The 19,299-nt window shown below is 71.0% G+C and carries 14 protein-coding genes; 7 read left to right on the top strand and 7 right to left on the bottom strand.

Features of this window, described 5'->3' with window-relative positions:
- Window positions 1–50: 50 nt before the first annotated feature.
- Window positions 51–3,005, bottom strand: a complete 2,955-nt coding sequence (locus tag HNP84_RS17355; protein ID WP_185050792.1) for a glycosyl hydrolase — start codon at window positions 3,003–3,005, stop codon at window positions 51–53.
- Between the two features lie 285 nt (window positions 3,006–3,290).
- Here HNP84_RS17355 and HNP84_RS17350 point away from each other — a divergent pair, with 285 nt between their 5' ends.
- From HNP84_RS17350 to HNP84_RS17335, 4 genes are all read left to right on the top strand, one after another.
- A complete protein-coding gene (locus tag HNP84_RS17350; RefSeq protein WP_185050791.1) occupies window positions 3,291–4,616 on the top strand; it encodes an MFS transporter in 1,326 nt (441 codons plus the stop codon).
- A 306-nt stretch (window positions 4,617–4,922) separates the two neighbouring features.
- Window positions 4,923–5,987, top strand: a complete 1,065-nt coding sequence (locus HNP84_RS17345; RefSeq protein WP_185050790.1) for an aldo/keto reductase — start codon at window positions 4,923–4,925, stop codon at window positions 5,985–5,987.
- A gap of 91 nt (window positions 5,988–6,078) precedes the next feature.
- Window positions 6,079–6,822 (top strand): SDR family oxidoreductase, encoded by a 744-nt coding sequence (locus HNP84_RS17340; RefSeq protein WP_185050789.1) that lies wholly within the window; start codon window positions 6,079–6,081, stop codon window positions 6,820–6,822.
- 340 nt (window positions 6,823–7,162) lie between these two features.
- Window positions 7,163–7,678, top strand: a complete 516-nt coding sequence (locus tag HNP84_RS17335; protein WP_185050788.1) for a calcium-binding protein — start codon at window positions 7,163–7,165, stop codon at window positions 7,676–7,678.
- Between the two features lie 76 nt (window positions 7,679–7,754).
- Here the strand turns inward: HNP84_RS17335 and HNP84_RS56095 are convergent, their stop codons facing one another.
- From HNP84_RS56095 to HNP84_RS17320, 3 genes are read right to left on the bottom strand one after another with little or no spacing between them, the layout of a single operon-like run.
- Window positions 7,755–10,397 carry a CHAT domain-containing protein gene (locus HNP84_RS56095; protein WP_185050787.1) on the bottom strand — a complete coding sequence of 881 codons (2,643 nt, stop codon included), beginning with the start codon at window positions 10,395–10,397 and terminating at the stop codon, window positions 7,755–7,757.
- Between the two features lie 3 nt (window positions 10,398–10,400).
- A complete protein-coding gene (locus tag HNP84_RS17325; RefSeq protein WP_185050786.1) occupies window positions 10,401–11,345 on the bottom strand; it encodes a hypothetical protein in 945 nt (314 codons plus the stop codon).
- 1 nt (window position 11,346) lies between these two features.
- Window positions 11,347–11,715: a hypothetical protein gene (locus tag HNP84_RS17320; protein ID WP_185050785.1), complete on the bottom strand. Its 369-nt coding sequence runs from the start codon at window positions 11,713–11,715 to the stop codon at window positions 11,347–11,349.
- A gap of 102 nt (window positions 11,716–11,817) precedes the next feature.
- On the opposite strand from HNP84_RS17320, the gene HNP84_RS17315 reads away from it, so the two are divergent.
- From HNP84_RS17315 to katG, 3 genes are all read left to right on the top strand, one after another.
- Window positions 11,818–12,690, top strand: a complete 873-nt coding sequence (locus HNP84_RS17315) for an alpha/beta fold hydrolase (protein ID WP_312925058.1) — start codon at window positions 11,818–11,820, stop codon at window positions 12,688–12,690.
- 133 nt (window positions 12,691–12,823) lie between these two features.
- Window positions 12,824–13,300 carry a Fur family transcriptional regulator gene (locus tag HNP84_RS17310; RefSeq protein WP_185050784.1) on the top strand — a complete coding sequence of 159 codons (477 nt, stop codon included), beginning with the start codon at window positions 12,824–12,826 and terminating at the stop codon, window positions 13,298–13,300.
- A complete protein-coding gene (gene katG / locus HNP84_RS17305) occupies window positions 13,293–15,521 on the top strand; it encodes a catalase/peroxidase HPI (protein WP_185050783.1) in 2,229 nt (742 codons plus the stop codon). Before HNP84_RS17310 ends, katG begins: the two co-directional genes overlap by 8 nt.
- Window positions 15,522–15,592: 71 nt before the next feature.
- On the opposite strand, the gene HNP84_RS17300 is transcribed toward katG, so the two are convergent.
- The 3 genes from HNP84_RS17300 to HNP84_RS17290 are packed head-to-tail and all read right to left on the bottom strand — an operon-like array spanning window position 15,593 to window position 19,103.
- Window positions 15,593–16,852: a cytochrome P450 family protein gene (locus HNP84_RS17300; RefSeq protein ID WP_185050782.1), complete on the bottom strand. Its 1,260-nt coding sequence runs from the start codon at window positions 16,850–16,852 to the stop codon at window positions 15,593–15,595.
- A 5-nt stretch (window positions 16,853–16,857) separates the two neighbouring features.
- Window positions 16,858–17,970, bottom strand: a complete 1,113-nt coding sequence (locus HNP84_RS17295; protein WP_185050781.1) for an NAD(P)/FAD-dependent oxidoreductase — start codon at window positions 17,968–17,970, stop codon at window positions 16,858–16,860.
- Complete coding sequence (locus HNP84_RS17290) at window positions 17,967–19,103, bottom strand: cucumopine synthase-related protein (protein ID WP_312925056.1); 1,137 nt, start codon at window positions 19,101–19,103, stop codon at window positions 17,967–17,969. Before HNP84_RS17290 ends, HNP84_RS17295 begins: the two co-directional genes overlap by 4 nt.
- Between the last annotated feature and the right edge of the window lie 196 nt (window positions 19,104–19,299).

Below are 19,299 nucleotides of genomic sequence, written 5' to 3'. Positions count from 1 at the left end.
ACAGCGGGCGGCCTGGGACGCCGCGCGGCCGGCCGCCCGGGTTGTGCGGTTCAGCCGTCCGTCGCCTCGCGCAGCAGCCGTACCGGACCGAGGAGCCCGTGGTCGTGCACCTCGGTCTTCTGCATCTCGTCGCGTCCGGTGAAGCGCGACAGGACGTCGGGCACCGAGTCGTAGTAGCCCCGGGCGAGCAGCCGGTTGTTCAGCGAACTGGAGACCCGGACCGTCACCATGTTCTCCCCTGCCCGGATGTCGGACGTGACGTCCACGCGCGGGGCAGACGTGTCGAAGCCCCTGGCCTCACCCTCGTTGACCCGGACGGAGCCGAGGCCGCCCGCCGTCGAGCCGAGGTCGAGCACATAACGTGTCCCCGGGACGGGCGGCTCGGCGAGGGTGAAGGTCGTGCTGTACTCGCCGACACCGCTGACCTCGGGGCCGACGCCGGGGATGTCCTTCCACGGGCGCAGCGGGCCGTGGCCGCCGTCGAGCCGCGTGACCGCCGTCGTCGGCCGTACCTCTCGGGTCCGGTAGCCGAGCCCGCGGTCCTCGGTGATGACCTCGAAGCCGCCGGCGTCCCAGCTTTCGACCGCGACCGTCCACTCCGGGATCTCCTGGAGGATCTCGGGCGCGACGGGGGCCGAGGCCGTCGGCTCGGGCGCCGAGCGGTCGATCGTGAGCAGCGTCGTCTCTCCGGGCGTCAGGGTCACGGTGACGAGGGTCTTCCCCGCGGCGTACCGGACGCCGTGGTGGGGGCGGACACCGCCGGTCCAGGCGTCGATCCGGTACGCGGACCCGATGCCGGGCAGGGCGACCTCGACGGTGGCCGGCTCGCCGGTCTCGTAGAGGAAGTGGTAGAGGTACAGGTGCAGCAGGTCACCGTCCTCGCGCAGGTGGCCGAGCACGCTGCGGTCGCCGGTGGTGAACTCGGCGCGCCCGGCGACGCCGAGCCCGCGCAGCGCCGCGAGGGTGTCGGCCGGGTCGTGCACCTCCGAGACGGTGGGCAGCGCGCGCAGTCGCGCCATGGTGCGGGCGAGTTCCTCGTCGCGGCCGTCGAGTCCGGGCGTACGGGCGGCGGCGCGCGCGTGGGTGGCGTACCGGCCGGCCAGGAGCCACTGGACCTCGGTGGCGCCGTTGACGATGAGCAGTCTCAGGCCGTTGCGCGCCCATTCCAGGAGCCTGGCCGCCACGTCCGGGTCGAGCGTCTCCTGGTAGACGATGAGCGCCTGGTAGCCCGGGCCGTCCGGTTGCACGAGGCCGCCGTCGAACGACACCTCCTCGCGCAGCAGCAGCGACCCGTCGAAGAACTCGTAGGTCCACCCGGCGTCCTGCATGCCCAGGTCCTGCCACCAGTGATTCCGCCGGTCGCGCATCCACATGCGCCCGTAGGCGTCCTCATCCGGGATCCTCCTGCCGTCCGGGGCGACGAAGACCAGGCCCGAGGTGTTGTCGGTGAAGTGGTCGGTGCGCAGGATCCCCACGTCGATCCGCGGCCTGCCCTGCCGGAGGACGGCCTGGTAGCGGCCGATCGCCCGGTTCCACAGCGGGTAGAACTCGGCCGCCGGCTGACGGGCGTCGAACCGCTCGGAGAACAGGGGCCACATGCCCTCGTGGCCGGGCCAGGTGGTGACGCCCTCCGCGCCCGCGGTGCTCGCCCAGCCGTGCAGCACGGTCCTGGTGATCCCGGCGGCGAGCTGGGTGGCGATGATCTGGTCGTAGAAGCGGTGGTCCAGCATGTGGTTGCGGGTGGTCGCGCCGGTCTCGGAGGAGTACTGCTTGCCGAACAGGTGGGCCGCGCCGGCCATCAGGCGATAGGCGTCGATCTGCGCGCCGAACTCCAGCGACTCGGTCTCGATCCCGTCCACCTCCGGCCCCGGCCGGGTGAGCTCGAACGGCAGCCCGTAGCTGATCTCGGCGCGGAGCGTGATCCCGTTGTCGTGCAGGAACGCGGCGAAGGGGCGCAGCATGTTCTCGATGTAGAGGTCGGTGAGGGTGCGAACGTAGTCGAAACGCACCTTCTCGACCGTGGCGCGGTGCTCCTCGGTGGCGTCGTTGTGGTAGGTCGTGCTGACCGCCATGAAAGGCACATTCCGGGTCAGGAACGGCAGCCAGGGGGTGATGTCGTAGCCGCGGCGGGCGCGGAATTCCTCGGCGAGGGTGCGTCCCCAGAACAGGCCGCCGGCGCCGTAGGTCGCCAGTTCGAGGGAGTCCATGTACATCTGCACCCGGGGGTTGCGGCTGATCTGCTCGCGCATGTCCGGGGTGAGCACGACCGAGTCCCAGTAGTCGATGACCGCCTCGACGCCGTCGCGGTCCAGGTAGTTGACGGTGTAGTTGACCGACGCCGAGGGTGAGGCGGTCTGTCCGGTGCCGTGCGTCCAGAAGACGAACAGCCGCCAGTCGCCGTCGGCGGGCGCGGTCCACTCCAGCGTCTCGTCCCGCACCCGGCCGGATAGATCGACGACGGAGTCGACGTCGAGGATCGCGCCCGTCGCAGTGGTCTCGTGCACGCGGGCGGCCACCACGGCCACCAGGTGCTGCTCGGTGACCTTGCCGCGGTGGCCGGGCAGGAGGGCCGCCCCGGGCGCGGCGTCGAGATCGGCGCGTGGCAGCGGCCCGCCACGGGCCGTACCGGGGGCGAGGTCCTCGATCACCACATCGAGCTCCTGCGCCGCGGCCGGGTGGTCGGGCGTGATCGTGGGGAGGTTCGCGTTCGACCAGTTCGTGCCGGAGGTGAAGCTCACCGACATGTTCCGCCTGGTCGTCTCCGCGACGATCACGTGGGAGTCGTGCGTCCACTCCTCGGCGCCCCAGCCGTAGCGGGAGTGGTCGATGCCGGCCTCGTCCATCGCGAGGAACTCCATCCCGCCGAAGCCGAGCCGGTGCGCGGTGTCGATCTCGCGGACCAGCGTCTCGTCGGTGTGCAGGCCCTCGGCCAGCCACCATCGCAGCTCGGGCCGGAACTCGATCGGCGGGTCGGCGATCAGGCGGGCGAGGTCGTCGAGGGACACGCATTCTCCCTGAAGGTCCGGCGGCGGGGGCCGTGCGCTGCGAGCACTGTCGGATCGACCATAGGCCGCCCTCCGTCGCCAAAGCAATGTCCTGAGGAAACCATCACCTGTCCCGAAGACACTTGTGAGGGGTGACGCCGCTCTGTACCGTGTGGGCAACCCAACGGGATGCGCGCCGTCCCGCTGAACACTCCCGCCGCGACCTACGGAATCGAACCGCATCGCGCATTAAAACGATTCACCTGCCGCGGGGTCTCAGGTCCCCCGTCCACGAGGAGAACATCGATGCCCCCTGCACAGTCCGCGGCCCCAGCACCGAACCCCTGGTGGGTGGGCGTCGTCGCCGGCATGGCCTCCTACATCGACGCCGCGGCGATCGTCGGTTCGGGGACGGCACTCGTGCTGTACCAGCAGGCCATCGGCGTCACGCCCACCGAGATCGGCGTCCTGTCGGCGGCGCTGACCCTCTGCATCGCCGTCGGCGCGCTGATCGGAGGACGGCTCGGCGACGCCTTCGGGCGCCGCTCGGTGTTCATCGTCACCATGGCGATGATCGTCGTGGGCGCCGCCCTGCTCGTCCTCTCCGGCGGCTTCATCGGGCTCCTCACCGGAACGATCCTCGTCGGCCTCGGCAGCGGAGCCGACCTTCCCGTGTCCCTCGCCACGATCTCCGAGGCGGCCACGGACGGGAACCGGGGCAAGCTCATCAGCTTCTCGCAGATCCTCTGGTTCGCGGGCATCGCCGCGACGATCGCACTCTCGGCGGCTGTGGGAGACCTGGGGTACCTGGGCGGCCAGATCCTGTTCGGCCACGCCGGCGTGGTGGCGCTCGCCGTACTGCTGCTGCGGCTCACGATCCCCGAGTCGAGCTCGTGGAGGGCCGCGCACCGGGAACGAAGGTCGGGAGCGCGCACCGTACGAGCCGAACGCCACGGCATCAGGGACGTCCTGACCGAGAGGACCTACCTCGTGCCGTTCCTCGCGCTGCTCGTGTTCTACTCCCTGACCAACCTGGGCGCGAACACCAAAGGCCAGTTCAGCACCTATATCGCCGTCAACGTGGTGGGACTGACGGTTCAGACCGCATCATTCATCGCCCTCGCCGGCCTCCCCCTCGGCCTGCTCTTCGCCCTCTGGTTCATGCGCGTCTCGGACGGACCCCGCCGCATGACCTACTACGTCGTCGGCGCGTTCTTCCTGGTCGCGGCGTACGGCATCCCCGCCGCCTTCGGGTTCTCACTGCCCACGATCATGATCGCGGCGCTCTGCGGCGCGATCGGCGGGTCATGGGCCTTCGAAGCGATCATGAAGATCTGGGCCCAGGAGTCGTTCCCGACCCTGCTCCGCGCGTCCGCGCAGGGCGCCATCATCGCCGTCGCCCGCGTCGCCGCCTCGGCCCTCGCCGTGGTCACCCCGGCCCTGCTCACCTCGCCCCGGCTCATGTACGCCCTGCTCACCGCCCTGGTCGCGGCCGGGCTCCTCGCCGGCTGGCTCGCCTTCCACAAGTCACAGGTGAACGTGTTCCGGATCGAGGACAAGGACCTCGCCGAGGCCGGACAGGAGTCGCGAGCCTCCGGCCTCCGGAAGGACGCTCCGGCGACCGACGCCTGAACCACCCGTACGACGTCCCGGATCATCGGTCGGGCCCGCAGGGTTCGGCCAGGGCTCGCTGTCAGAGGCGGATCACCGCATGCACATGGCCGGTGGCGTCGCGGCCGGGCCGGGGGGCGAGCAGGGCGGGCAGGGACGGGCGATGCTCGGCGACGGGGGGCGGCGCGGTCGCCGTAGCGACGCCGCATGTCCGGTCCCGACAGCCAGGGTAGGACTGGTTTTCCCAGGAGCCGCTCTCCCTTACCCCCGGCTCGCGGCGGTCACAGCCTTGTTCTGGGCAACCGAACACGAGCACAGGGGGACACGATGTCGCTCACCCTCGACACCTACCGGCTGCTGGGCCGCTCCGGGCTGCGGGTCTCACCACTGGCGCTGGGCACGGCCACCTTCGGCACCGAGTGGGGCTGGGGCACCGAGCAGGACGAGGCGCGCAAGCTGTTCGACCTCTACATCGAGCGCGGCGGCAACTTCATCGACACCGCCAACACCTACACCGAAGGCAGCTCCGAGCGCATGCTCGGCGAATTCACCCGCGGCAGGCGCGAAAGCCTGGTGCTGGCCACGAAATACACGACCCTGCGCCGGCCCGGCGACCCCAATTCCGCCGGCGCGCACCGCAAGAGCCTGTTCACGTCGGTGGAAGCCAGCCTGCGGCAGCTCGATACCGACTACATCGATCTGCTCTACCTGCACGTGTGGGATTTCAGGACTCCGGTCGAGGAGATCCTGCGCGGCATGGACGACCTGGTCCGGCAGGGCAAGATCCTGTACGTGGGGATCTCCAACGCCCCCGCCTGGCAGGTGTCGCGCATGCAGGCCATCGCCGACCTGCGCGGCTGGTCGCCGCTGGTCGCGCTGCAGATCGAATACAACCTGATCGAGCGCAGCGGGGAACGTGACCTGATCCCGATGGCCCGCGAGATGGGGCTGGGCGTGATCCCGTACTCCCCCCTGGCCGGCGGGGTGCTCACCGGCAAGTACGGCCGCGAGGACCTGACCGCGGCGAACGCCGCATCCGGCGACGGCACCCGCAAGAGCTTCAACTTCGCCTTGGGCATGCTCACCGAACGCAATCTCGCCATCGCCGACGTCGTGAAGGAGGTCGCCGCGGAACTGGGCCGCACCCCCGCCCAGGTCGGGCTGGCCTGGACCCTGCGCAACCCGGACGTGACGGCACCGATCATCGGCGCCCGCACCTTGGCGCAACTGGAGGACAATCTGGGCGCCCTGGAGGTCGATCTCACCGCCTCCCAACTGGCCCGTCTCGGCGAGGCCAGTGCGATCGGACTGGGCGTCCCGCACGACCTGCTCGCCAGTGACCACATCCGCAATGTGACCGCAGGCGACCTGAAGATCGAAACCCGCCGCTGATCTCGCGCAGGCCGAGGTGCGGACACGGCCTGCAGCGCGTAAGCCGGCGAATTCACTCTGATGATGCGAGAAGGAACGAAGAAATCCTGGCATGGGTAAGTACAGTGACAAGAATGTCGTGATCACGGGTGGCAGCAGCGGCATGGGGTTCGCGGTGGCGAGGCTGCTGGCGGACGGCGGAGCCCGCGTGCTGATCACCGGTCGTTCCCAGGACACGCTGGACGCCGCTCGGGAGCGGCTCGGCGAGAACGCCGTGGCCGTACGGGGCGATGTGGCCTCACTGTCCGACCTGGACACGCTGGCCGACCGCGTGAAGGACGAACTCGGCACGATCGAGGCCCTGTTCGTCAACGCCGGCATCGCACCCCCCACGCCCTTCGAGTCGACGACCGAGGAGATGTACGACGAGCTGTTCGCGATCAACGTCAAGGGCGCCTACTTCACCGTCCAGAAGCTCGCCCCGCTGCTGAGCACGGGCGCCGGTGTCGTTTTGACCACCTCGATCGCGAACGTCATCGGCTTGCCGGATACCAGTGTCTATGCGGCCGGCAAAGCGGCGCTGCGCTCGATGGCCCGCACGTTCGCCCGCGAGCTGCTTCCGCGCGGAATTCGGGTCAACGCGGTCAGCCCCGGTCCCATCGACACGGGAATTCTGGAGAACACGATGACCAAAGAGGCCGCCGAGCAGTTCAAGGCGGAGCGGATCGCGGGCAATCCCATGCGGCGTTACGGCACCCCCGAAGAGGTCGCCACGGCGGCCGCGTTCCTCGCCTTCGACGCCACGTACACCACCGGCACCGAGTTCGTCGTGGACGGAGGCGCTTCCCAGCTCTGAGCTCGTCCAGCCGCCCAGCCCGGTGCTCCAGGTGGTCTGGAGGTGTTTCAGCGGCTCGGCGTGCTGCCTTCCGAGCCGGGGCACAGGCGGTCAAGCAGGTCACCGGCCAGGTCGTGAAAGTCCGAGGAGGACCGAGCGGGAGAACCGGATGATCGAGCGGACGCTCGACCGCGCGCTCAACGAGGACGTCAACGCGCCGCTCCTTCAGATTCTCGGTGAATGCGTCGAATGACGCACCGTGCAAAACGACACCGACGGCGGCCGAAGCCCGGCGATACAACAAGACGCGGGACCGCACCCCTCTCCACATCCGCTCCTTACTGAGAAAGGGACCGCCACCATGTCACGTGCCCGCCACGCGCTCACCGCCCTCGTCCTGTCCGCCGCCGCCTTGACCACCGCCACCGCCCTGGCCGCCCCCGCGTACGCCGTCGGCGGGGCCACCGTCTCGGTCCAGAGCGGGATCATGATCGTGCAGGGAACCGCCGAGAGCGACACCATCGAGATCAACCCGGTTTCCGGCGGCGTGTCGGTCTCCGCACCCGCCTCCCAGAGGGTGACCCCGAGCACCGGGTGCTTCACCGTCACGCCGAGCAAGGTGACCTGCACCGGGGTGAGCAGCATTCAGGTCAACCTCTTCGGCGGCGACGACAACGGCAACAACAACACCTCCCTGCCGACGATCATGGCCGGATCGCTCGGCGGGGACACGCTGAGCGGCGGCGACGGCCGCGACGACCTCAGAGGGGGACGTGGCAACGACGTCCTGGACGGAAGCGGCGGCATCGACGTCATCGACGGCGGCCTGGACATCGACACCTGCACCGGCGAGAGCGAGGTCAACTGCGAGCGGTGACCCGCGAGGGGGTCCCCTGGTGAGGCGGGCCCCCTCCTACCGGCCGAACCCCAGGCCCGGGGGAGCGCGACGCGTTTCATACCCCCAGATAGACGAACGCCGCCCAGTTCACCGGGTGGCCATACCCCGCCCTGTCCCAGACTCGCCTGGCGAATCCACCCGCCGGAATGTCCTGTTTGCGGAGCAGATGCGGATACAGCCGTAAGATCTCCGCATTCGTGGCCCGGCTCATCCACCGCTGAGCCGCATGCAGCGCGTGCGCCGGCTCCAGGCCGTCCTGACGCCAGTTCTGGTAGAAGCGGGTCATCAGGATCGACGTGGCCCGGTCGGGCACCGGCCAGAGTGAGGCGACGACACCCGCTACCCCCGTCGCCAGCAGTCCGGCGGGCAATCCGGCCATCTCGTCGGGCAGCACGTGCCCCGGCACCGCGGTCTCGCAGGCGGACAGCACCGCGAGCCGGAGTCGCAACCGCCCCTCGTTGATCAGTCCCTTCTGCTCCCTGAGGTCGCGGAGGGTCAACCGCTCACCGCCGGAGAGGATGAGCGCGCTCTCGTCAGGGTCGGCCGGGTAGGAGGTCGCGTGGCAGACGGCGTGCAGCACGGAATACCTGCCGACCAGCGCCAGCACCGACTCCTTGGTGGCGGCGGCGCCCCGGAGCCGGTGGCTGCGCCCCGAGGGGAACCAGCGGTGCGCCGACAGCGCCTCCGGCCAGGCCATCGCCAGGGGCGCCTGCCCCGGCGCATCCGGCTCCACGATGGACAGCAGGCTGTCGTCCGGCACCTGGTCGCGGATGCGCCGCGCGTTCAGCAGTGACCGCCCGTTCGGCGCGTACGAGATCATCAGCTCGTCGATCGCGTGCCGTCCCTCGCCGGGAAGCGTCGCCGCGTGCAGCGGCAGTCCGCCCAGCAGCCCGCACGGGATGGCCACGACCTCGCGTACGTCGCCCAGCCCGGCCAGAAGCGGCGCGAGGAGGGCCCGCCCCAGCCAGCGCCCGATCTGCTCGATCGTCCGCGCACCGTCGGCTCCCATGTCCGCGCAGGCGCGCTGCAACCGCGCGGCCTGAGCCGCCACCGCCTCTTCGGTGACATCCGGCAGCCAGATCGTCTGGGCGTCGGCCGCCGTCACGAGCACGGCCAGCCCCGCCTCGGCGCAGGGGAGCAGGTAGAGCAGCGGGCGCTCCCTGGCGGCCTGCCGCAGGTCCTCCAGGGCGGGCCGCTGGAGGAAGTTCTCGTAGCCGGGGATCTTCCGGATCTTCCTGGCCGCCTCCTCCAGCTTCTCGCGTGCCTCGGCGACGAGATGCGCGGCGGCGTTCTGCTGGACGAGCCGCTGCAGGTTCTCGTTCAGGTGGGCGAACATCTCACGGACGGTGTAGTCCTCGTAGTCCCCGGTGATCTGCGGGCGACGCCGGCTGATCGTGTCGGAGAGCGCGAACGCGCGGCCGCTCTCGATCGCGAGCGCGGCGGACCCGGGGTCGCCGCGCAGCGCGTGCGCCAGCGCCGCGCCGCCGATCAGGTCGTGGCTGTGGTCCAATTCATCTTCACGGTACGTTCGCCGGAGCTGCGTGCCCAGCGTCCGCCAGCGCGCGGAGAGCCCTCGCTCGAAGGCCGCCGCGGCCTCGTCGTACCGGCCTTGCCGCAGCGCGATCTCTCCCAGCGGCCCGCAGACGGCCGGCTCCACCTCCGGGCTGTCGGACGTGTCCCGCAGGATCGACCGGTAGAGGCCGGCGGCTTCGAGACCGGACGGGTCGCGGCTTTCCAGCACCGCACCCAGGTGGATCGTCAGTTCCACCCGCTGGCCGGGCGGCGTCTCCTCGATGGCCTGGCGGATGAGCGCCTCGGCCTGGTCGAGATCCGCCTCACTGCGGTGGCGCACGCCCCGGACGTGAAGGGCATGCGACAGGCCGGCCAGGCAGCCCGTGTCCGCTGCGGGGTGCCGTCTCGCGCGCTCCAGGCAGGTGATCGCCTCGTCGAGCAGGGCGTCATCCCTGTGCGCGACGGCGTCCGAGGTGAGCAGGGAGCCGAGTGCGGTGAGCAGGATCACCTGCTGGGGATCGGTGTCAGGGGTGGCCGCGATGGCCTCCCGCAGCTTGCCGATGGCGGTGCCACGTTGCCGCCTGTCCCAGCCGCTGAGATCCGCGAGCAGCAGGCCGAGGGCGCGCAGTGCTTCCAGGTCGCCGGGCGTCCCCGCCAGGACCCGGGTCATCAGGGCGACTGCCTGCTCCAGCCATTCGACCTGCCTGGTCAGCTCGTAACGGAAGCGGTCGGCCCACGCCCGGCCCTTGGCGGCGCGCAGCCACCACTCGGTGTCGATCGGGTTGAGGCGCATCGCCTCCCGGAACGCGTCCTGCGCCAGCCTCACGTCCCTGGCCTTCTCCTTCGCGGTGAACCGGTCCAGTAGCGCCTCGCCCCACCAGACCAGCAGCGCGCTGCGATCCACCGGGGCGAAGGGTTCGCCGAGCTGGACTGCGAGCCGATGGTGCCGGACGGCCCGGTCCAGGTAGGTCGCACCGAACCCGCTCTCATGGCCTCGGCGGGCGGCGATGCCGAGATAGGCGGCCATCCAGGCGGCATCCCGGTCGGAGGTCTCCCTGGCGAGGTCGAGCGCCGTCTGCCACAGCCGCGTCGCTTTCAGCAGGTCACGTCGCAGCCCGCTCTCCTCGAAGACCGCGAAGGCCGCGAACGCGTCGTCGTTGAGCCGTTGGACCTCCCCGGCGGGCACGGCTCATCCCTTCCTCTCCGCGAAGAGGACCCGCTCGTCGTAGACGCCGCGTACGAGATAAGCCGTCAGCGCGATCCCCTGCGCCCGCTCGTTCTTCGGCCCTTCGGGCTGGGGCCAGCGGGTGGCCGCGTAGAGCTCGCCGCGATAGACGTCGAACGCGGCACCGACGAGGTCGGCGTACGTCGCCGCGCTGGGCAGCACCCAGAACCGGTAGGCCACCAGGGGGACGAGAACGGCCGTCAGCAGCGCCCACCTCGTCAGCCCCACCAGCCCCAGCGAGGCGAACCCCCAGATCATCGTGCCGACCGCCCGGTCGAAGTCCTGCCGGGCTGCGGCCAGGTCGCCGCGCGCGTCGCTGGGCAGCCTGAGCCACAGATGCGGCCATAGGGCGACGGTGTCCAGGCCGTAGCGTTCGCGGGGCCGCTCTTCGACCGCCCGCAGGATGTTGCCGAGCCTGGTGGGCATCTCCTTGGAGGGGTCGTCGGGGTAGCGGAGCCGCTCGGCCTCCAGCCTGGCCAGCTCCGCCTTGCCGTTCGCGTCCAGTGAGCCGTCCCTGTTGGCGAGCCACAGCTTCCCGTGCCGCTCGCGGGCCCGGCGCGTCCGCTCGCCGAGCGGCTTCCACCAGCCCCACCGGCCCGGCGACTGGGCGACTCGGTTGACCCATCGGGGGCCGTGGCCCTCCAGCAGACGGGTCATCGCGGGGGTGAGGCGCTGCACCAGGAGGGCGCTGGCCCCGATCCCGAGGATGAGCGCCGCCACGATGACGATCTGGGCGAGCAGCGGGAGCGCCTCCAGGTCCTCGGCCGGTCGCAGGGTCGCATGCCAGCCGCCCCGGCTGTGGATCCAGGCGGCGAAGGACGCCAGCCAGAAGACCAGTGCGGGCACCGACTGGGCCAGCCACCGTTCGGCGAGCTTGCCCGCCACGCCCTCCCATAACTTGCCGCCCACGTCAGGCCCGGCTCAGCGGCTGTCCGCAGCCTTGCTCGGCGCAGGCCGGGACGGGGGTCCCCACTCCGAGCCGGACCCACCGGTGCCCGGCGGGGCACTGGTAGACCAGCGCGTCGATGTCACCGAAGTCCCCAGGCGAGGGGTCCACGTATTTCCGCCACACGGCGGGTCTGTCGCCGAGCCGCTCATTGAGCCAGGTCCACACGTGGTCGTAGCCCGCGAGCACCCGATCCAGCCGAGCCTCGTCGTCGGCCCCCGCCTCGATGAGCGAGTCCAGTTCGGCGGCCACGACCTCGGCCCGCCCATCGGTCACCAACTCGGCCACGTGCTCCCTGACCTGCCTGGCCGCCCACACCACCTCGTTCTCCACCGACCGATGGTCACATGACCTCTCCGTTTCGGGAAGCCCCGGCCATGCACCTATGAGGGCGGGTCGCGCATGGAGCAGGATCGGCCGAAGGGTAGCCGGGCCGTGCCGTTCTCCCTCAGGCTGCTGGGCATGGAATCCTTCAGCTCATACGACGGCACCGAGCTCGTCTACCGCGTGTTCGGTGACGGCCCGCCGGTGGTCTGCCTGCCCGGCGGGCCGATGCAGGCGTCCGCCTACCTCGGCGACCTCGGGGGCCTCTCCGCGCACCGGCAGTTGATCATGCTGGATCTGCGGGGCACCGGGCGGTCCGCGGTGCCGGAGGACACCGCCTCGTACCGCTGCGACCGGCTCGTCGATGACGTCGAGGCCTTGCGCGAGCACCTTGAGCGTGACCGGATCGACCTGCTCGCCCATTCCGCGGGCGCGAATCTGGCCATCCTGTACGCCGCCCGCCATCCGGAACGCGTCGGCAGGCTCGCGCTGATCACCCCGAGCGTCATGGCCGTCGGGATCACGATCGGCCAGGACGTCCGGCGTGACACCGCCCGGCTGCGTGAGGACGAGCCGTGGTTCCCGGCGGCGTTCGCGGCCCTGGAGGCGATCATGGCCGGGCAGGGCGACCGTGACGCCTTCCAGGCCATCGCGCCGTTCTGGTACGGCCGGTGGGACGAGACGGCTCGGGCGCACAAGGCCGCCGAGGGCGAGCAGAGGAACGGCGAAGCCGCCGCCGTCTTCGGCTCCGAAGGGGCCTTCGACCCGGAGGCCACCCGCGCCGCGCTCGCCCGATTCACGGCGCCGGTGCTGCTCCTCGCCGGTGAGGTCGATGTGAACTCCCCTCCTCCCGCGATGGCCAAGCTCGCCGGGCTGTTCCCGGACGCCGAACTCGTCGTTCAGCCGCGAGCCGGGCACTTTCCCTGGCTCGACGACGCCGACCGGTTCGTGGACACCACCGCGGCGTTCTTGCGTGCTTGTTGATCTGCTGCTTCCTCGTCGGGGCGTCGCGTCGTCGCGTAGGGGGCCGGGCGGGGCGGACGTCATCTGCGCGACGCCAAACTTGGAGCATTCGTTCTCTTGTATCGTTCGCGTTTAGGGATATAAGTTTGGCGCCGTGACCGCACCCAAGAATCCGACCATCGCCGAGGAACTGCGCGGGGCCGGCCTGCGGGTGACGGCCGCCCGCGTCGCGCTGCTCGAAACCGTCCGCGAGGGTGACCACCTCGGCGTCGAGGCCATCGCCTCCGGGGTGCGCGCTCGTGTGGGCCATATCTCCCTGCAAGCGGTGTATGAGGCCCTGCACGCGCTCACCGCGGCGGGGCTCGTACGCCGCATCGAGCCGGCCGGCAGCTCGGCCCGGTTCGAGGGACGCGTCGGGGACAACCACCACCACATCGTGTGCCGGTCGTGCGGTGCCGTCGCCGACGTCGACTGCTCGGTTGGGGAGGCGCCCTGCCTGACCGCCTCCGACGACCACGGCTTCGCCATCGACGAGGCCGAGGTCATCTTCTGGGGCCTGTGCCCCGGCTGCTCCACCGCCACAGTTCCTGCGCACAGTGATCCGCAAGTCCGGAAGGATTCCCATGTCTGAGAACCATGATGCAATCGTCACAGACGCGAAGTCGGAGGACGTGGGCGGCTGCCCGGTCGCGCACCGCGCTCCGCACCCGACTCAGGGTGGCGGGAACCGCCAGTGGTGGCCGGACCGGCTGAACCTGAAGATCCTCGCCAAGCACCACCCGGCGGCCAACCCGCTCGGCCAGGACTTCGACTACGCCGAGGCGTTCCAGAGCCTCGACCTCGCGGCCGTGAAGCGGGACATCGCGGAGGTGCTGACGACCTCGCAGGACTGGTGGCCGGCCGACTTCGGCCACTACGGCCCGTTCATCATCCGGATGGCGTGGCACAGCGCGGGCACCTACCGGATCAGCGACGGCCGTGGCGGCGCCGGGGCCGGGCAGCAGCGCTTCGCCCCCCTCAACAGTTGGCCCGACAACGCCAACCTCGACAAGGCGCGCCGCCTGCTGTGGCCGGTCAAGAAGAAGTACGGCCAGAAGATCTCCTGGGCCGACCTCATGATCCTCGCCGGCAACGTCGCCCTGGAGTCGATGGGCTTCAAGACCTTCGGCTTCGCCGGCGGCCGTGAGGACGTCTGGGAGCCCGACGAGGACGTCTACTGGGGTCCCGAGACCACCTGGCTCGGCGACGAGCGCTACACCGGCGACCGGGAGCTGGAGAACCCCCTCGCCGCCGTCCAGATGGGCCTCATCTACGTCAACCCCGAGGGCCCGAACGGCAACCCCGACCCGCTCGCCGCGGCGCGCGACATCCGTGAGACGTTCCGCCGGATGGCCATGAACGACGAGGAGACCGCCGCCCTGATCGCGGGCGGTCACACCTTCGGCAAGACCCACGGCGCGGGCCCGTCGGAGCACGTCGGCCCCGACCCCGAGGCCGCCCCGATCGAGGAGCAGGGCCTGGGCTGGAGGAACACCTTCGGCACCGGCAAGGGCGCCGACACGATCACCAGCGGTCTTGAGGGGATCTTTACCCCCACCCCGGTGACCTGGGACAACAGCTTCCTGGAGACCCTGTACGGCTACGAGTGGGAGCTGTTCAAGAGCCCCGCCGGCGCCCACCAGTGGCGGCCGAAGGACGGCGCCGGGGCGGGCACCGTCCCCGACGCCCACGACCCGTCGAAGCGTCACGCCCCGACGATGCTCACGACCGACATCGCGCTGCGCGTGGACCCGATCTACGAGCAGATCACGCGGCGCTGGCTGGAGCACCCCGACGAGTTCGCCGACGCCTTCGCCCGCGCCTGGTTCAAGCTGACCCACCGCGACATGGGCCCGATCGTGCGCTACCTCGGCCCGGAGGTCCCGAGCGAGACGCTGCTGTGGCAGGACCCCCTGCCCCCGGTGACGCACGAGCTCATCGACGCCGAGGACATCGCCACCCTCAAGGGCCAGATCCTCGCCTCCGGCCTGTCGGTGTCCCAGCTCGTGTCCACCGCGTGGGCGTCGGCCTCGACCTTCCGCGGCAGCGACAAGCGCGGCGGCGCCAACGGCGCGCGCATCCGCCTGGAGCCGCAGAGCGGGTGGGAGGTCAACGAGCCCGACCAGCTCGCGACGGTGCTGCGCACCCTGGAGGGCATCCAGGACGCCTTCAACGCCTCCCAGAGCGGCGGCAAGCGGGTCTCGCTCGCCGACGTGATCGTCCTCGCCGGCAGCGCGGCCGTCGAGAAGGCGGCCAAGGACGCCGGCTTCGACGTCGAGGTGCCCTTCACCCCGGGCCGCGTGGACGCGTCGCAGGACCAGACCGACGTGGAGTCGTTCGCCGCGCTGGAGCCCACCGCCGACGGGTTCCGCAACTACCTCGGCAAGGGCAACCGCCTGCCGGCCGAGTACCTGCTGATCGACCGGGCCAACCTGCTGACCCTGAGCGCCCCCGAGATGACCGTCCTCGTCGGCGGTCTCCGGGTCCTGGGCGCGAACTACCAGCAGTCGCCGCTCGGCGTCTTCACCACGACCCCCGGGGCCCTGACCAACGACTTCTTCGTCAACCTGCTCGACCTGGGCACGACGTGGAAGTCGACCTCGGAGGACGCGACCACCTTCGAGGGGCGCGACGCCGCCACGGGCGAGGTCAAGTGGACCGGCAGCCGCGCCGACCTCGTCTTCGGGTCGAACTCCGAGCTGCGCGCGCTCGCCGAGGTCTACGCGAGCGACGACGCGAAGGAGAAGTTCGTCAAGGACTTCGTCGCGGCGTGGGTCAAGGTCATGAACCTCGACCGGTTCGACCTCGTCTGATCGCTGATGCATGACGTCCAGGCCGGTCCCCGCGGGGCCGGCCTGGACGCGTTCGGCGCGAGGGTCGCCGGCTATGGGCGGGTCAGGTAGACGGGCAGGGTCCTGACGCTGTTGCTGAGCACGGTGCTCAGGGGCCGCAGACTGGTCAGCGGCACGGCCGGGGTCATGTCAGGAAATGCGGTGAACAGGGCGGCCAGGCCGAGTTCGGCCTCGGTACGGGCCAGGGCGGCGCCCACGCAGAAGTGAGGGCCGTGGCCGAAGGACAGGTGGCTGGGGGTGTCGCGGGTGACGTCGAAGCGGGCCGCATCCTCGCCGAACTGGTCCGGGTCGCGGCCCACGGCGGCGTAGCAGGACAGGACCGCGTCTCCGGCGCTCAGGCGTACGCCGTCGATCTCGACGTCCTCCAGCACGTAGCGCATCGGGAAGTGCGCCACCGGCGAGTCCCAGCGCAGGGTCTCCTCCACGGCCGCGCTCCACGGCAGCTTGCCGTCGCGCAGCAGCGCGAGCTGGTCCGGGTGGGCCAGCAGGGCCCGGATCGCATTGGTGATCAGGTTGACGGTGGTCTCGTGGCCGGCGATGAACATGGTCATCACCGTGTCGTACAGCTCCTCCTCGGTGAGCCGGTCGCCGTCCTCGTCGCGCGCCGCGATCAGGGCGCTGGTCAGGTCGTCGCCCGGCTCGCGGCGGCGCAGCTCGATGACGCGCCGGAACAGCTTGTGCAGGCCCTCCATGCGGGCGTCCGAGCACGCCTGGTCGTCGGTCACCCGGAACAGGGTGTCGCTCAGCTCGTCCATCTCCGCGCGCCACTCGCGCGGCATGCCGACCAGCTCGCAGATGACGTTCCTGGGCAGCGGGTACGCGAACTCGGCGCGCACGTCCACCGGCTCGCCCGGCGGGTGCTCGGCCAGGTCGTCGAGCAGTTCCAGGGTCAGCTCCGAGATCCGCGGCTCCAGGTTGTGCACGCGGCGCGGCGTGAACGCCCGTGACACCAGGCCGCGCAGCCGGTTGTGCGCCTCGCCCTCGGCGGTGATCAGCGAGCGGGCCGCGACGATGTTGAGCAGCGGCCAGTCCGGCGGCACCCGGCCGGCCATGTAGTCGGCCCAGTGCGTGATGTCCTTGGATATCGCCGGATGGGTGAGTATCTGCTGGAGCGTGGAGTAACGGGTGGCCGCCCACGCCCGCACCCCGCCGACCATCACCACGGGCACGAGCGGCCCCGCCGCCCGCAGCCGGTCGTTGTCGGCGTGCAGGTCGGGCGTTTCGGAGGCCAGGACATGGCGGTACGGGCAGGCGTCGCCCCGCCGTCGGGCTCCGGTTCCGTTGACGCGCATCGTCGTCACCCCCTTCGCGTCGAGGCAAGAGTGGTCATGTCGATCCCGGGGTCCTTGCCCAGGTAGAGGTCACGGATGACCTCGCCGGCCGCGGGCGCGTTGCACAGGCCGTGCCCGGAGAAGCCGGCCGCGTACATGAAGGACCGCGAGCCGCCGATGAAGGCGGTCTTGTCGGGGCTCGCGTCGCGCAGCCCGGTGACCGCGGTGTGCAGGCGGGCTCCCGCCAGGGACGGGTACGTCGCGGCGAGCCGGGCCGCGACCGCGGCCTGCCACTCGTCGCGGTCGGGCCCCGGGTAGCCCATGCCGATCAGCAGCCGGCCGTCGCGGACGCGTACGAGCAGGCCGCTGGCGGCGTGCAGCGTGACCGGGATGTCCGGGGTGCCGGGCGGCAGCGGGTCGGTGGTGAGCAGCACCTGGGTGATCGGCGCGGTGAGCGGGATGTCCACGCCCGCGCCCGCCGCGATGGGGGCGGACCAGGCGCCGGCCGCGCACACGATCGTCTCGGCCGTCACGGTGCCCGCGGAGGTGCGCACCCGGCCCGCCCGCGGGTCCACCCGCGTCACCGGGCTGTTGGTCAGCAGTACGGCTCCCGCCCGGCGCGCCGCCTGCGCGTACCCCGACACGATGGCCGAGGTGTCGCAGACGTACGCGTCCGGCGACCAGGCGGCCGCGAGGACGTCCGGGTCGCCGATGAGCGGGTTGAGCTCCCGGGCGTCGTCGGCGCCGATCAGTTCCACCTGCACCCCGGCCGCCCGCTGCGCGGGCAGGTCGCGCTCGAACTCCTCGATTTGGCCGGGCTCGGTGAACAGCACCAGGTAGCCGACGTGGCGCAGGTGCAGCGCCGTACCGGGCCGCTCCGGGAAGTCGTGGTAGGCCGCCAGGCTGCGCACCGCGAGGGCGGAGCTGATCGGGTTGCCGGCGAAATAGCTGCGTACGACGTCGGCGGTGGCCCGGGAGGCGCCCGAACCGAGCGCATCCCGTTCCAGCAGGACCGTCCGGACGCCCGCCTCGGCCAGGTGGAAGGCGATCGACAGGCCGATCACGCCGCCGCCGATCACCGCCACCTCGGCCGTCTTGGGCGTCCCTCCGGCCGCCTCCGTCGTATGGACGGCGCTCACGCGATCTGCCTCTCGCCGGCGCCCGGGACGCGCTTGCCGTTCCGCTTGCCGTTGCCGTTCCCATCGCCGTTGCCGTTGGCACTGCCGTTGCCGGTGCCGTGGGCCGCGGTGGCGGCGGCTGTGGCGCGCTTGGCCGCGGCGGGCTTACGCGCGCCGTTCGTGGCGCCGTTGACCGCGCCGTTCGCGGCCGCGGTGGCGGCGGTGGCGGACCTGAGCGGGCGCAGGTGGTCGCCGATCTGCCACGGGAACAGGTGCAGGTTCCAGCCGCCCAGGCAGTTGACGTACAGCGCCATGTGGGCCATCAGCGCGGTGTAGTCGTCGCGTTCGGAGATCTGGTCGAGCAGGTCCATGGTCCGGCGGGTGAAGCGCCACAGCGTCTCCAGGCCGCAGTAGCCGAGGAACTCGGCGGGCGTGGCGGCCAGGATGCGGGCCATCTCCCGCAGGGCCGGCAGCGGGATGTCGGTCTGCGCCGCCCGGACGAGGCCGCCGTAGCAGGCGTACCCGAGCGGGCGTGTCTCGCCGTTGACGAACAGGAGTGTCGTGAGGACGGTCTCGTAGCTGCCGGCTCCCGAGCGGACTCTGCCCTCGTGCAGTTCGACGAGTTCCTCCGGTGGCTCCAGCCAGATGCGCTTGGTCTCGGCGTACAGGTCGCCGATCAGGGCGTCGACCAGCGGGTTGCGTGCGGTGAGGCGGGGGAGTTCGTGGCCGGACGGCTCGCCGGCGCGGCGCACCTCGGCGATGACGGGCCGCTTGGTGGAGTACACCGACTCCCAGACGGCGCGGCCGGCCTCGGCCAGCCTGGCGGTGTCCTCCTCACGCACCAGGCCCACCGGCGTGGCGAGCATGGGTTCGGTGAGGGCGCCGTACTTGATGCCGAGGTGCTGGAGGCGGGAGCAGAACACGGTGCCGTCGGGCTCCAGACGCCGGTCCACCTTGTGGTGGGCGGGCAGGTGGAGCAGTGAGTGGATGGGCGCGACGTGGAACAGGTGATGGCCCGCCACGAGGGCGTGCCCCTGCAGGCTGCGGTAGGGCAGCGACTGCCAGAGGGCGTCGGCCAGAGCGGGATTGCGGTCGTCCAGGTCCGCCTGCACGGTGATGTCCAGTTCGGGCCAGACGATCTCGATCTTCCGCACGATGCCACCTCTCTTCCTGCTTCAGCGGCACTACGAGTTGTGGTCGTGCCTGCACTCTATGTGACGACAAATCGGAAATGTCAGGACTTGGAGGGGTTTTGAGGGAGGTCGTGCCACCGGGATACTTCGCCTCCGGGCGCGGATCGCCGGCCCCAGAGCCCTCAAATCGCGGCCCCCGCGGCACTTCGGGTGCCCC

Source organism: Thermocatellispora tengchongensis (assembly GCF_014202315.1).
GTDB classification, from domain to species: Bacteria; Actinomycetota; Actinomycetes; order Streptosporangiales; family Streptosporangiaceae; genus Thermocatellispora; species Thermocatellispora tengchongensis.
This window is presented reverse-complemented; position numbering and strand designations above follow the sequence as displayed.